This is a genomic window from Methanomassiliicoccales archaeon LGM-DZ1 (assembly GCA_030168595.1).
Classification (GTDB): Archaea; Thermoplasmatota; Thermoplasmata; order Methanomassiliicoccales; family Methanomethylophilaceae; genus Methanomethylophilus.
On record CP115556.1, the window covers coordinates 503,796 to 517,984 of the forward strand.

Annotated in this window: 9 protein-coding genes and 1 CRISPR repeat array (1 of these 10 only partly in view); of the genes, 3 read left to right on the forward strand and 6 right to left on the reverse strand. The window is 61.4% G+C overall.

The window, feature by feature from the left end; all coding sequences use genetic code 11:
• Position 1: 1 nt before the first annotated feature.
• Complete coding sequence (gene cgi121 / locus O8W32_02390) at positions 2-454, forward strand: KEOPS complex subunit Cgi121 (GenBank protein WII09692.1); 453 nt, start codon at positions 2-4, stop codon at positions 452-454.
• A gap of 52 nt (positions 455-506) precedes the next feature.
• The gene (locus O8W32_02395) at positions 507-1,025 is read left to right on the forward strand and encodes a hypothetical protein (protein ID WII09693.1); all 519 of its coding nucleotides are present in this window, start codon (positions 507-509) and stop codon (positions 1,023-1,025) included.
• Positions 1,026-1,411: 386 nt separating this feature from the next.
• Here the strand turns inward: O8W32_02395 and O8W32_02400 are convergent, their stop codons facing one another.
• The 6 genes from O8W32_02400 to O8W32_02425 all read right to left on the reverse strand — a co-directional run bounded on the left by O8W32_02400 (position 1,412) and on the right by O8W32_02425 (position 8,492).
• Positions 1,412-1,822 carry a Zn-ribbon domain-containing OB-fold protein gene (locus tag O8W32_02400; GenBank protein ID WII09694.1) on the reverse strand — a complete coding sequence of 137 codons (411 nt, stop codon included), beginning with the start codon at positions 1,820-1,822 and terminating at the stop codon, positions 1,412-1,414.
• Complete coding sequence (locus tag O8W32_02405; GenBank protein WII09695.1) at positions 1,822-2,985, reverse strand: thiolase domain-containing protein; 1,164 nt, start codon at positions 2,983-2,985, stop codon at positions 1,822-1,824. Before O8W32_02405 ends, O8W32_02400 begins: the two co-directional genes overlap by 1 nt.
• Positions 2,986-2,987: 2 nt before the next feature.
• Positions 2,988-4,040, reverse strand: a complete 1,053-nt coding sequence (locus O8W32_02410) for a hydroxymethylglutaryl-CoA synthase (GenBank protein ID WII09696.1) — start codon at positions 4,038-4,040, stop codon at positions 2,988-2,990.
• 2 nt (positions 4,041-4,042) lie between these two features.
• Entirely contained in the window at positions 4,043-4,735 is a 693-nt protein-coding gene (locus O8W32_02415; GenBank protein WII09697.1) for a helix-turn-helix domain-containing protein, read from the reverse strand.
• Positions 4,736-4,868: 133 nt separating this feature from the next.
• Entirely contained in the window at positions 4,869-6,734 is a 1,866-nt protein-coding gene (locus tag O8W32_02420) for a hypothetical protein (protein WII09698.1), read from the reverse strand.
• A 357-nt stretch (positions 6,735-7,091) separates the two neighbouring features.
• On the reverse strand, positions 7,092-8,492 hold the full coding sequence (locus tag O8W32_02425) for a hypothetical protein (GenBank protein WII09699.1): 1,401 nt from the start codon (positions 8,490-8,492) through the stop codon (positions 7,092-7,094).
• Positions 8,493-8,641: 149 nt separating this feature from the next.
• On the opposite strand from O8W32_02425, the gene acnA reads away from it, so the two are divergent.
• Positions 8,642-11,293 carry an aconitate hydratase AcnA gene (gene acnA, locus O8W32_02430; GenBank protein ID WII09700.1) on the forward strand — a complete coding sequence of 884 codons (2,652 nt, stop codon included), beginning with the start codon at positions 8,642-8,644 and terminating at the stop codon, positions 11,291-11,293.
• A gap of 249 nt (positions 11,294-11,542) precedes the next feature.
• Positions 11,543-14,189: direct repeats of the CRISPR family, unit length 28 nt; unit sequence GGATCACCCCCGCCTACGCGGGGACTAC; it runs 3,665 nt beyond the window's last position.

The window sequence follows — 14,189 nt, forward strand, 5'->3', positions numbered from 1 at the left end:
CATGGAAGTCTCGGTCATAGGGCTCAGGGGCGCATCGTTCGCCGGCGCCGCGGAGTGGTTCCGCTCCCGGGGGCTGGAGGCCGTCCTGCTTGAACCGTCTATGGTGTGCGGGAGGGACCACTGCGTCTCGGCGGCCATGCATGCCGAGCGCGCGTTCTCCGAGGGCAGGAACCGCTCGAGGACGATGGCGACCGAGACGGTCATGTACGCCGCCGCCGAGAGGCAGATCGGGAAGGCACTGGAGAAGATGAGGCCGAAGGGAAGCGACATGGTCGCCGTCGTCCTGGGCTCCCGGGACCCGGACATCTCGGGGCTCGGCGCGGAGGAGGACGACTCCCTGTTCGCGCCTTCGGAGGAGAAAGCGAGGAACCTGGGGGCGGAGCTCTTCCCCGGGGTTCCGCCCGAGGACTGCGTCCTGGAGGCGGTGGCCTCGGTGGACCTCATGAAGCAATGATTCCCTTTAAATCGGCATAAACGGTAAGGATATCCGGGAAGGGATGCCGCAGATGGGCATAGGCAAGATACTGGACAGCACCAAGAAGGCCTTCGACAAGGCGGTCGGCAAGGCAGTGGACGGAGTCGACGCCGTCTACAACGCGGTCGTGGACGCCGTCTCCCCCGATAACGGGAAGGGGGAGACCGCCGGGAAGGTCTCGAGAGCCTCGCACTACATGGAGACCGGGGACGACTGCTGGTACGGCCGCGGGAGGGCCGAGGACCGCTCGAAGGCGGCGGAATGGTACATCGATGCCTGCGCGCTGATCGACATGGACCGCAGGGGGCTCGCTGCCTCCGAGAGCAGTACCGGGTTCAAGGAGAGGATCGGGAGCCCCGCCTTCGTCAAGAAGGCAGGCGATATGTTCGCAGAGGGCGACGGGGTGAGGAAGGACCCCGAGGTCGCCATGGTCCTCTATGCGAAAGCGTACAGCTCGGGATGTGCGGAGGCAGGCGAGGCCGCCAGGGACCTCAAGGCGAGCATGGGCTGGGAGCAGCAGGATGCCGGCCGGGCCCCGAGCCGGCCCTAAACTAGATGGATTAATTATCCATTTGTGTTAGAACAAACAAAAATACGAACATATTCGCGATTAAAGCGAATAATTTAAATAATATCGCTCTAGTTTAGTATTGGCTTTCTTCTAAGCCATTACCACTCTGCCTCTCCTTGCCGGGAGAGGCCACACACTTGTTTGCTGTTTTATGTTCATTGCCGCGAACGCCCGTTCCGCGCATGCGCCCCTGCACATATCCTGAAGAATAACGCATCCGCAGACCGTCCGCCGAGGGCCGTCCGGGCCGATGCCGGCAGCATCGCCCTATCGCAAGAGACAGAGAAAAGTCTTGCATCGGATGGCACAAGATTATAGGGGAAAACCCGGGACCGGGGCCCCGGTAAGATGTTTCAGTCGGAAGTTCACTCCTTCGCAGGCACGAACTTGTAGCCGTAGTGGATGATGCCGGCGGCGCCGTCCTCGTTGAGCTTCCTCATGACGGCGCGGACGCGCATGCCGATCTTGATATCGGCGGGATCCACGTCGACCAGCTGGGCCTCGATGAACACCCCGTCGTCGTTCTTCACCATAGCGACGGCGTAAGGCATCTGCCTCTCGTTGAACCCGGACGCCTCGTGGACGATGGAGAAGGAATAGACCTCCCCGGTCCTCTTGAGGGCGAAGGGCTGCATCTGCCCGGCGGACGCGCGCCTGCAGTAGGGGCAGAACGCCCTGGCCGGGAAGTAGATCCTCCCGCACTTGCCGCATTTGGTCCCGATCAGGTTGTACCTTCCCGGGATCTCACGCCATTCCTTGGCGGAAACCATTGCCATCAGATCGCCTCCAGTATGGAAACGGCCACAGCGGAGCCTGTTCCTCCGGCGGACTGCGCCAGGCCGTACTTCGCATCCTTCACCTGCCTCCCGTCCGCGTGTCCAGTGAGCTGCTGGTACAGCTCCACGATCTGCGAGACGCCGGCGGCGCCGATCGGGTACCCTTTGGCCTTGAGGCCTCCGGAGGTGTTGACCGCGGTCTTGCCGGAATCGAAGCGGGTGGACCCGTCGAGGAAGGCCTCCCCTCCGTTCTTGTACAGTCCCAGGTCCTGCAGGGCCATCACGCCGGCGACGGTGAAGTCGTCATGGACCTCGGCGACGTCAATGTCCGCCGCGGTTATCCCTGCAGCCTTATAGGCGTCCGCGGCCGCCACCCTAGTGGCCGCGAAGGAGGTGAAGGACTGCCTCTGGGTCATCGCGAGGGTATCGCTGGCCTGGGAGACGGCGGCCACCTTCACGTACGTGTCCGTGTACTTCCTGGCATCCTCCAGGGGGCAGAGGATGACGGCCGAGGCCCCGTCCGAGATGGGCGCCCCGTCGAAGACGGTGAGCGGGTCGCAGGTCGGGCCGGACCTGAGGACGCTCTCCAGCTTGATGGCCTTGCGGAACTGCGCATCGGGGTTGAACTCCCCGTGGAAATGCGAGTTGACGGCGCAGGCGGCGATGCCCTCGCGGGTCGCGATGCCCTCGTGGATCATCCTGCGGGCGATCATGGCGTAGATCGACGCCAGGGGGACGCCCATGCCGGCCTCCCATTCCGCATCGGTGGTGGAGTTCATGACCATGTTGATGGAGTCGTCGTCCATATCGGTCATCTTCTCGGCGCCTCCGACGATGACGACGTCCTGCATCCCCGAGGCGACGGCCATGACGGCCTGCCTGAAGGCGACGGCGCCGCTGGCTCCTCCCGCCTCGGTCCTGACCGCTGGAACGTTCCTGGTGGCCATCCCGGTGTAGTCGGCGACGAGCGCATCGGTGTGCGTCTGGTTGATGAAACGGGACGCGCTCATGTTCCCGAAGTAGATCCCGTCGATCTCGCTGCCGGACAGCCCGGCGTCGGCCATGGCCTTGGCGCCGGCCTCGATCCCTATGCTCCTGAACGATTTGCCCCAGAGCTCGCCGAAGACGGTCGAGCCCGCGCCGATCACTGCAACTTCCCTCATGCTCATTCCTCCGGCATCTTGATGGTGTTCTTGAACTTGGCATACGTCGCGTAGTCGATGAAGACCGGGTCGGCGATGATGCTGTCCAGGTCCGGCGCGGCGCTCCTCTTGTAGGATTTGATCTCGGGCGTGACGGTGATGTCGAACGCGTCCGAGCCGGCCCCCGAACCGTAGGAGGACACGAGGATCCTGTCGCCCTCCTTGGCGTGGTCGAGCACATGTGCCAGTCCGAGCGGGACCGCTCCGGAGTAGGTGTTCCCTATGGCGGGGGTGAGCAGGCCGGGGGCCAGCTGCTCCGGGGTGAACCCGAGCATCTTGGCGGCCCTGGTCGGGAACTTCCCGTTGGGCTGGTGGAGCACCACGTAGTCGTAGTCCTCCGGCTTAGTGCCCATGGCATCCATCATCATCTTGGCCGCGGAGGTCACATGCCTGAAGTAGGCCGGCTCGCCGGAGAACCTGCCTCCGTGCACCGGGTACATCATGCCCTCCCTCCTCCAGAAATCAGGGGTGTCGGTGGTGAACGACAGCGTCCTGTTGATCTGCGCGATGACGTGCTCGGTGCCCAGCAGGTACGCCGCGCCGCCTGCGGAGGCGGAGTACTCGAGGGCGTCTCCGGGGGCGCCCTGGGAGGTGTCGGAGCCGATGGCGACGGCGTACTTCACCATGCCCGCCTTCACAAGGCCCAGGCCGGCCTGGATGCCGGCGGTCCCGGCCTTGCAGGCGAACTCGAGGTCGGCGGCGGTCATGGCGGGAGTGGCCCCGATGGCCTCGGCGACTATGGACGCGGTCGGCTTGACGGCGTAGGGGTGGCTCTCGGATCCGACGTACACCGCGCCGATGTCGGCGGGGTCGACGTCGGGGACGCGGTCGAGCATGTACCTCGCGGCCTCGACAGCGATGGTAACGGCGTCCTCGTCGGGCGACGGCACCGACTTCTGGGTTATCATCAGTCCTTTGCCGCGGGCAGCCCCGTCGACACCCCACACGCGCCCGATCTCCTCGGGCTTGATCCTGTACCTGGGCACGTAGGCCCCGTAGCTGACTATTCCTTCCATTCTCATTTCCCTTCCTTAAGTGCGTTCATCCTGTCGACCAGCCTGTCGACGGCCATCTCGGTGGTCACCAGAGGGATGCCCTCCTTCTCCGCCAGCTTGATGGCGAGCGGGTCCGTCCTGTCCGGTTTCAGGTATACCACCATCGCCGGGGTCAGAGGGTGGGCGCGGATGGCGACCATGGGCGAGCGCCCGTAGTGCACGTCCGTGAAGATGAGGGCCCTCTCGATGCTCCAGCCGTAGATCTTCATGTAGTCCTGCGAGCTCAGGCTCAGGATGGCCTTCAGCGAGTCCACTACCGTGTAGCCGTAGATCCTCTTCTTCGGCGTCTTCACCGGGTTGATGTTGGTCCCCTGTATGGCGCGGATGAAGACCCCTTCGTCCACCCCTTCCGAGAACTCGTCCATCGCGATGATGCAGTCCAGACGGCGCCCCGGCATGTACTTGTTCTGCACAGCGCCGCCGTTGGCGTCATCGAGGGTTATGAAGGCATCCACCATGCGGCAGATCACCTGGGCCCCCGGGGACTTCCTCCTGCCCGACTCGTAATCGCTGACGACGCTGTGGGAAACCCCCATGGCATCCGCGAGCTGGTACTGGGACACTCCGAACTCCTCCCTCCATTTGCGGATGGTCTTGCCCGGTTCGGCCGCCAGCACTATCTCGCCTGCGATCTTCTCCCGAAGTTCGTCGGACATCGGATGGACTATCGTACGCTTGCTATATAACGGTGACGTACTTTTATTTCGTCGATTGACGGATAGTAAGGCTATGATGAGTTTCTTTAAAAAGAACGGTCCGCAAAGCGGACCGTAAAATGTTTCTGACCCCTCAGGCCCTGGATACGGAGATTATGCCCGTGTAAACCGTCTCCGAACCGTGCATGGTTACGTCGGCGCTGCCGGAGTTCTCGTCGATCCATGTGACGACTTTGCATTGAGCGTCCAGGGTCACGTGCACAACGGCATCGAACTTAGAGAACGTATAACTGAACGTTACGGCGATCATCCCCTTTTGATCGATGTGCCAGGATACTGATCCGACCTCATTGTCATTCACTTTGGTTCCGTTGAAGTAGAAATTGGTGACTTTCGACTCGAACGAAGAATTGTTGTTGAAGACATAGACTACGATGTTGGCCGTATGGGTGCCGGGATCAAGGACAAATATCTCGCTGAACTGCCCCTTGTTCACCAAAGTCTCAGTTACGGTACTGGAGTTCACGGTCTTCCCGCCGCTGCTGCCACTGGCAAAGAGGGACATGGTAGCCGAATCCGATTTGAGCACCTCATGGACGGTCACTGTCCGACTGCCGCCAGAAGCGATAGTGTATGTTCCGTAAACAGCCCCATCCACATACAGCGAGATGGGCGCACTTTCATCGAAATGATTCACCAAGGTCACATTCACATCTGCATAGTACGGAGAATAGTTCGACCTCAGAGTCACATTCTGATGCGTTCCTGGAACGAACCCCCAGTCCACATTGTAATATTTCAGGGGCACGTCCTTAACGAAGGATTGCGGCTCTAGTTTCTGCGTGTTGACTGTGAAGTACATTGTGCCGACAATTGTGTCATCGGCAGATGTAGAGGTATTATGCGTATCAACGAACGTCGCCTTATAGGAGATTATGCTGTATACGGTCTTCACAGTGATATCAGAGGTTCCCAGAGTATAGCCTGACCACGTCACATTGTAGCCGACCTTGCTCGGGACTGCAGGCTCGGAGATCGACGTACTGTAAACATTAAAATTCCTGGTGGCCACCGCCACATCATCCGAGGTATCGGAGGTCCCCTTGGTATCGACAAAGGTGGCTGTGTAGACATTCATGACATATGTAGTCTTCACAGTGATATCAGAGGTTCCCAGAGTATAGTTTGGCCAAGTCACGGCGAAGCCTTTCTTGGCAGGGACCGGCGGTTCGCTGACGGTCGGGTTCTCGACCGTGAAGTACCTTACAGCGACTGTGGCATCATCAGATGTCTCCGATGTTCCTTTGGTGTCTATGAAGGTCGCCTTGTAGATAATGGGAGTATAGACCGACTTTACAGTGATGTCAGATGCCCCCAGAGAATATTTGGACCATTCGACCTTGTACCCAGTCTTAGTAGGCAAGACAGGCTCGCTGATCGATCCTGAAGCAACGTTGAAGTACTTGACGGCGACAGTCGTATCATCGGATGTTCCAGCTGTCCCCTTGGTGTCGATGAACGTCGCCTTGTAAGTGATGGGTGTGTAGACCGACCGTACGGTGATGTCTCCGAGCCCCAGCGTGTAGTTCTGCCATGCTATCATATATCCTGCTTTCGCCGGGATAGTAGGCTCAGAGACCGCGACCGTATTGACGGTGAAGTATCTGACGTAAGAGATATCGTCGGATGTTCCAGCTGTCCCCTTGGTGTCTATGAACGTCGCCTTGTAGGTGGTGGGGACGTATTTACCGCTGATCTCGAAAGACTTAGCCTGCACCGTGTGGCTGCTCCATTCCACATGGTATCCGTCTTTCAGCGGGGCATCGGGAACCTTTATCTCCTTGGTCTCAACAGTGAAAGGAACCTGGGCGACCTTATCATTTCCGATGGTGAAGGTGGCATAGTACGTTATAGGAGAATACACCGCATTCACGGTTACATCCCCGCCGCTGAGAGAATAACTGCTCCATCTGGAAGTGTAGCCTTCCTTCTGTGGCACGGCCGGAACTTTTGATGGCGGCAGAGAAGAGTCGTCTTTCCCGTATTCGACTTCACTTACGATTTTCCCGTCGGCAACGAATGTGACACTGGGATCGGGACTGTCGTCCCCCCCCCCTCTGCAATCACCACGCCGGCGACGGAGACGGCCACTGCAGCCGCCACGATAATCATTATCACGGTTTTCGAAACCATAAGAATGCCCCGGTGTGAGAAAAGAAACGCTTACGCGTTTATAGCATTTATCTTAACCCAGATACAGAAAGACCTTTCTTTTCCCATCCGCGTAAAGGATGCCCCGGCCGGGATGAACCGAGAAGAACGCCGGGCGGGGGAGATGCCCCCGCCGTCCTGCGCCTCAGTACTTCAGTTCCTTTTCCAGCGCGTCGACGACGGTCTTCAGCACGGTGTACTGCGCATATTTCTTGCTGTTCGCCGGCACCGCCACCCACGGGGCGTACGGGGTGTTGGTGGACGAGATCATCCTGTCGACGTAGCCGCTGTAGATATCCCACTTCTCGCGGTTCCTCCAGTCCTCGTCGGTGAGCTTCCAGGACTTGAGGGGGTCGTCCTTCCTCTCGTTGAACCTCTCCAGCTGGGTGTCCTTGTCGATGTCCAGCCAGAATTTGATCACGATGGCGCCGTACGAAGCCAGCAGAGCTTCGAAGGTGTTGATCTCCCCGGCCGAGCGCTGGTACTCCTCCTCGGTGCAGAGGCCCTCGATGGGCTCCACCATCATCCTGCCGTACCAGGTGCGGTCGTAGATGGATATCCTCCCGGGCCCCGGGAGGTTCCTGGCGAACCTCCAGAGGTAGGAGTGGGCGTAATCCTTGTCGGTGGGCTTGCCCACCCTCATCACCCTGTACCCGCGGGGGTTGAGGGCATGGGATATCTGCTTGATGCACCCGCCCTTACCGGCCGCGTCCCAGCCCTCGAACCCGAGGACCAGGGTCCTGCCGGAGATGGCCAGCAGGACCTGCAGCCTCTCGAGCTTCCTGGAGAGCTTATCTATCTTCTTCTTGAGCCCCTCCTCCCCCTCGGGCGGGTCCAGGGCCAGCCCCTCCCTGGGGTTGGGGTACTTCAGCTTCAGCTCGTGGCACCTGTCCGGCCCGGCGGCCTTCCCTTCCAGGATCTCGCCGAAACGGGAGTCCAGGACCCTGACCGCCTTGGCGACGGTCTCGGCCAGGGGCCCCACCTTGATGATGTCCCAGGGGGCGCGCTTGGTATCGGTGGCGGCGATGAAATCGTCCATGACCGAGTAGTACTTGAAATGGTCCAGGTGGTCCACGGAGAGGAAGGTCCCGTTGATGGCGGTCTGGGGGCGGTACTCCTCGGCGTACTGCTTCATGATCTGCGGCGACACGGCCAGCCTGATCTTGACGATCCTGGTGCCGCTGTCGAGCAGGTACTCCTCCAGGCGGTTGATGGTCTTCACCGCCCTGTCCAGCTGCTCCGGCCCTCCCTCGTACTTGTTCACCGCCAGGGAGTACCAGGAACGGTCGAACATGCAGATCTGGGACTTGGCCGGGGTCGCCTGCAGCATGCGCGCGAACGATTTCGACGGGGAAGCGTCCACATCGAAGTGCCAGTAGCTCACCCCGCGCGGCTCCATGATCCTGTCGAGCTCGTTGACGACCTTCGAGATGACCCTCCCGCTGCCGCCCTCGAAGATCACCAGCACCGGCATCTCCGAGTTGACGACGGCGAGCTGCTTGGCCACCAGGTCCTCCTTCACGCTCTTGGAAACAAGGCTCTTCATGGTTGCCGTGAAAGGACGGCTGAATATTTATGTGCCCGTGCGCAGGCGCGTCTTATAGGAGATATGGACATTGACGGATGGGGATGATGGGAACACAGGGCCATGGCGGCATTGGCATTGTTTTAATACCGTCCCGCGATGGAGAGCCGATGACGAACGAAGCCGGAATCGGCGACTGCACGAAGACCCTGAGCACCCCCGAGGGCGAGCTGACCATCTGGAGCCTCAGAGAGCTGGAGGAGAAAGGGGTCGTCGGGGACCTGCGCAGGCTCCCCTATTCCATCAGGGTGTTGCTGGAAGGCGTGCTCAGGCAGAGGGGGGAGACCATATCGGACGATGATGTCAGGAGCATAGCCTCCTGGTCTCCCCGCGGCAACGACGCGGACATACCCTGGATCCCCGCCAGGGTGCTCCTGCAGGACTTCACCGGCGGGCCGGCCGTCACCGACCTCGCCTCCATGCGCGGGGCCATGGCCGCCGCCGGGAAGGACCCTGAGGCCGTCAACCCCCTCATCCCCGTCGACCTGGTCATCGACCACTCGATCCAAACCGACGTCGCCGGATGCGCGGACGCCATGGAGAGGAACGAGAAGATAGACTTCTCGCGCAACAAAGAGCGCTATGCCCTCTTCAAATGGGTGCAGGGGGCCTTCAGGAACTTCCGCGCCGTCCCCCCGTGGAGCGGCATCTGCCACCAGGTCAACATCGAGTTCCTCTCGCCGCTCGTCCATGTTAAGACGGGGAAGGACGGGAAGAAGATCGCCTATCCGGACTCCTGCTTCGGGACAGACTCCCACACCACCCAGGTGGACGGCCTCGGCGTCGCCGGCTGGGGCGTCGGCGGGATCGAGGCGGAGGCCGTCATGGTGGGGCAGCCCTCGTACATGAGGCTCCCGGACGTGATCGGCTTCAGGCTCACCGGGAAGCTGTCCCCGGGCGTCACCGCCACCGACCTGGTCCTCACCGCCGTCCAGATGCTCAGGAAGAAGGGCGTCGTCGGGAAGTTCGTGGAGTTCTTCGGCCCCGGATACCAGTCCCTCGGCGTCTCCGACAGGTCCACCCTCGCCAACATGGCGCCTGAGTACGGCGCCACCATGGGCTACTGCCCTGTGGACGGGAGGACGATGGAGTACCTCCGCCTCACCGGCAGGTCCGAGGACCATGTTAAGACGGCGGAGATCTACGAGAAGGAGCAGATGCTCTGGTACGACCCGGAGCACATCCCGGAGTACTCCGACACCCTGGAGCTCGATCTTTCCTCTGTGGTCCCGTCGGCTGCCGGCCACAAGAGGCCGCAGGACAGGATCCAGATCACCCGGATGAAGGAGAGCTTCGCGGAGGCCCTGGAAGCGCTCGGGGTCAAGGAGCAGAGGAAGACCGACGGCGAGAAGATGGGCGACGGAGCGGTCGCCATCGCCTCCATCACCAGCTGCACCAACACCGCCAACCCCTCGGTGATGATCGCCGCCGGGCTGGTGGCGAAGAAGGCCTGCGAGCTCGGCATCAGGCCGAAGAAGTACGTCAAGACCTCCCTCGCGCCCGGCTCCAAGGCGGTCACCGACTACCTGACCAGGTCCGGGCTGCAGAAGTACCTCGACGCCGAGGGCTTCCAGAACTGCGGCTACGGCTGCATGACCTGCATCGGGAACTCCGGGTTCCTTTCCGATGATGTCACCAAGATGATCAAGGAGAAGGACCTCGCCGTCGCGGCGGTCGCCAGCAGCAACAGGAACTTCGAGGGCAGGATCCACCCCCTGGTCAAGGCCAACTACCTCATGTCCCCGCCCCTCGTCGTCTGCTTCGCCATCGCCGGCAGGGTCGACATCGACCTCGACAGGGAGCCCCTCGCCGTGAAGGACGGGAAGGAGATTTTCATGAGGGACATCTGGCCCTCCGACGCTGAGATCGACGCCATCATGTCCGAGTACGTCACCGCCGAGGCCTTCAGGAACGGCTACGACGGGATCTACAAAGGTTCGGAGCTCTGGAACTCCATCGATGTCCCGAAGACCCCGCTGTTCTCCTGGGACCCGAAGTCGACGTACATCAGGAACCCGCCGTACTTCGATCACCTCTCCGATGCGCCGGAGATAAGGTCTGTGCACGGCGCCAGATGCCTGATGAAGCTGGGCGACAGCATCACCACCGACCACATCTCGCCCGCGGGGCAGTTCTCCGAGAACACCTCCGCCGGGAGGTACCTGATATCCCTGGGAGTGAAGAAGGAGGACTTCAACTCCTACGGGTCGAGGAGGGCCAACCACGAGGTCATGGTGCGCGGAACGTTCGCGAACGTGAGGCTGAGGAACCAGATCGCCCCCGGGACCGAGGGAGGGTACTCCAAATACGTTCCCGACGGCTCGGTGGACTTCGTGTACGAGACGTCCAGGAAATATGAGCATGACGGGACCCCCCTGGTCGTCATCGCCGGCAAGGACTACGGCATGGGGAGCTCCCGCGACTGGGCCGCCAAAGGTCCGATGCTGCTTGGCGTCAGGGCAGTCATCGCCGAATCGTTCGAGAGGATCCACAGGTCCAACCTCGTCGGCATGGGCATCGTCCCGCTGCAGTTCAGGGAGGGCGAGAACGCGGAGAAGCTCGGCCTGGACGGGACGGAGTCCTACGATATCGACCTGGAGGGCCTGGCGCCCAAGAAGGCGGTGAAGGTGACCGCGGTGAAGAAGGACGGATCCAAGATAGAATTCGAGACCGTCTGCCGCGCCGATGTCCCCATCGAAGTGCAGTACATCGCCAACGGCGGGATACTGCAGTTCGTGATGAGAAGGATGATCGCGGAATAAACCGATTATGGGCCCCGAGAGGGGCTCATTCTTATTATTCACAAGAGCTCTATTGCTGCAAATCTCCGAAATAGACGAAAAGAGAGGATTATCGTCTGTTCCGTAAGCCGAGATAGATTTCGTACGAGCGGTTTAGGGCTGCATTAAAACACGTATATTCCGCTTTATAATTGAGAAATTACAAATTGGAAATTGCCTCGCATACGCGAGGACTGCGTCGCACCTCTTGCAGGTGCATAGATTGAAACGGGATCATCCCAGCCTATGCGGGGACTACGATGCCTTCAGCCGCCCCGCTTCGGTGCGGGCGGGATCACCCCCGCCTACGCGGGGACTACCCCGGCACCATCACCGATCACACCGACGCCTCGGGATCACCCCCGCCTACGCGGGGACTACCTCTAGAATTCCTCTTGCCAACTCTGAAAGTTCGGATCACCCCCGCCTACGCGGGGACTACTTTCCCTTACGCTTACGCGCTTGCGGGCGTTGCGGATCACCCCCGCCTACGCGGGGACTACGCGTCATGCTGGAGATGCGCAACATGTCCGGTAGGATCACCCCCGCCTACGCGGGGACTACCGGGTCCATACTCAACTCCACGGAGCCGATATAGGATCACCCCCGCCTACGCGGGGACTACCCCGCTGCCCGCCGGACCGACCAGCAGGATGATGGGATCACCCCCGCCTACGCGGGGACTACCCGTTTCGTCTTCTCATCCTGCACCAGGAGCCGGGATCACCCCCGCCTACGCGGGGACTACTCACTCCCTCCGTCGATTTTCGGCTCCCAAAGAGGATCACCCCCGCCTACGCGGGGACTACCGATATGCTCATGGACATTTTCGGCTACACCAAGGATCACCCCCGCCTACGCGGGGACTACCGATATCGATCGTGCACAGGGTCACGCGCGCTCGGATCACCCCCGCCTACGCGGGGACTACGCGCCTTGCACGACCCCGAGCCCTTCTGCAATGGGATCACCCCCGCCTACGCGGGGACTACCCGATTATTATTGAGTTGATTTTATCTGCATAAGGATCACCCCCGCCTACGCGGGGACTACACGGCCGTAGGGCCCGACCGCCTGGGCGAGGTCCTATCACCCCCGCCTACGCGGGGACTACACAGCTTTTCCGCGGGAATGTGATCGCATTATAGGATCACCCCCGCCTACGCGGGGACTACCACCACGACATCCCGTCGGAGCACAGCATCGAGGGATCACCCCCGCCTACGCGGGGACTACCAGGGAGCTTCCGCCCTGCGACCTGGTGACCTAGGATCACCCCCGCCTACGCGGGGACTACCGATGGGCTCGGGGGCCCATATCATGTAGAGGGGGATCACCCCCGCCTACGCGGGGACTACCCGGAGCCTCCCTGAGATAGGTCGGGATGTGCAGGATCACCCCCGCCTACGCGGGGACTACTCCGTCGACGACGCCATCGAGACCGACATCGGCGGATCACCCCCGCCTACGCGGGGACTACATCAGGACGGACCTCTACAACCTGATGTGGAGAGGATCACCCCCGCCTACGCGGGGACTACGCAGTCGATGTCGTTTATCGTCTTGATGAGCGAGGATCACCCCCGCCTACGCGGGGACTACGTTCTTCAGGAAGTCGGCGACCGCCTGCTTCACGGATCACCCCCGCCTACGCGGGGACTACCAACCAGTTTCTTTCTGCTGTTAGCCCTACTTAGGATCACCCCCGCCTACGCGGGGACTACTATGAAAGGTATCAGCGCGACCTGTCGCCCGGAGGATCACCCCCGCCTACGCGGGGACTACCCATCCATGGGGATGTGCCTGATCAGGTCCATGGGATCACCCCCGCCTACGCGGGGACTACTCGCCGTACTTCTGATTGGAGGCGGCCTTTGCCGGATCACCCCCGCCTACGCGGGGACTACCAGCAGTCCGCAGGCAGGGTTCCCACGGTAGACGGATCACCCCCGCCTACGCGGGGACTACCGGTCGGCGGCCCTCCAGCCTCCGTCATAGAGGGGATCACCCCCGCCTACGCGGGGACTACTAGACATCGTTTAACGCAGTCATCAGAAGCCTAGGATCACCCCCGCCTACGCGGGGACTACGGTCTGAGGTCGATTTTAGGCAATCTAGGGCCAGGATCACCCCCGCCTACGCGGGGACTACTCCTGCCCTGCGAATCTGTCGAATGCGGACATGGGATCACCCCCGCCTACGCGGGGACTACCAATCGAGCAACACCGGAGCGCAATACGGCTTAGGATCACCCCCGCCTACGCGGGGACTACACTCGGAGCTTCCGAGTGCTGCAGTGCAGAGCGGGATCACCCCCGCCTACGCGGGGACTACCAAGCCGGGATGGTCGAAGGCATTGAACCTCGAGGATCACCCCCGCCTACGCGGGGACTACCCGAGCGGTGAGCTCGTCATCAAGTTTCAGAGCGGATCACCCCCGCCTACGCGGGGACTACTCCCTGTCGATGAGCACGGCTCCGAGCCTCTTGGGATCACCCCCGCCTACGCGGGGACTACTCATGTCACTGAGTCTCATTTTCATTCCTCTTAGGATCACCCCCGCCTACGCGGGGACTACGAAAGCCCTTCCCTGTGCGTCTCTCTCGACTCCGGATCACCCCCGCCTACGCGGGGACTACCCTCTGGCTCTCGATGTTGTCCCATGCGATCTGGGATCACCCCCGCCTACGCGGGGACTACCGAGGAGCGTCTGACAATGTCGGACGTTTTGCCGGATCACCCCCGCCTACGCGGGGACTACTTAGGCCCGCTGTCTCCGGTCTGACTCACCCAAGGATCACCCCCGCCTACGCGGGGACTACCCCTCCTGAACTCTCGTCTCGTGAACGATGAGCGGATCACCCCCGCCTACGCGGGG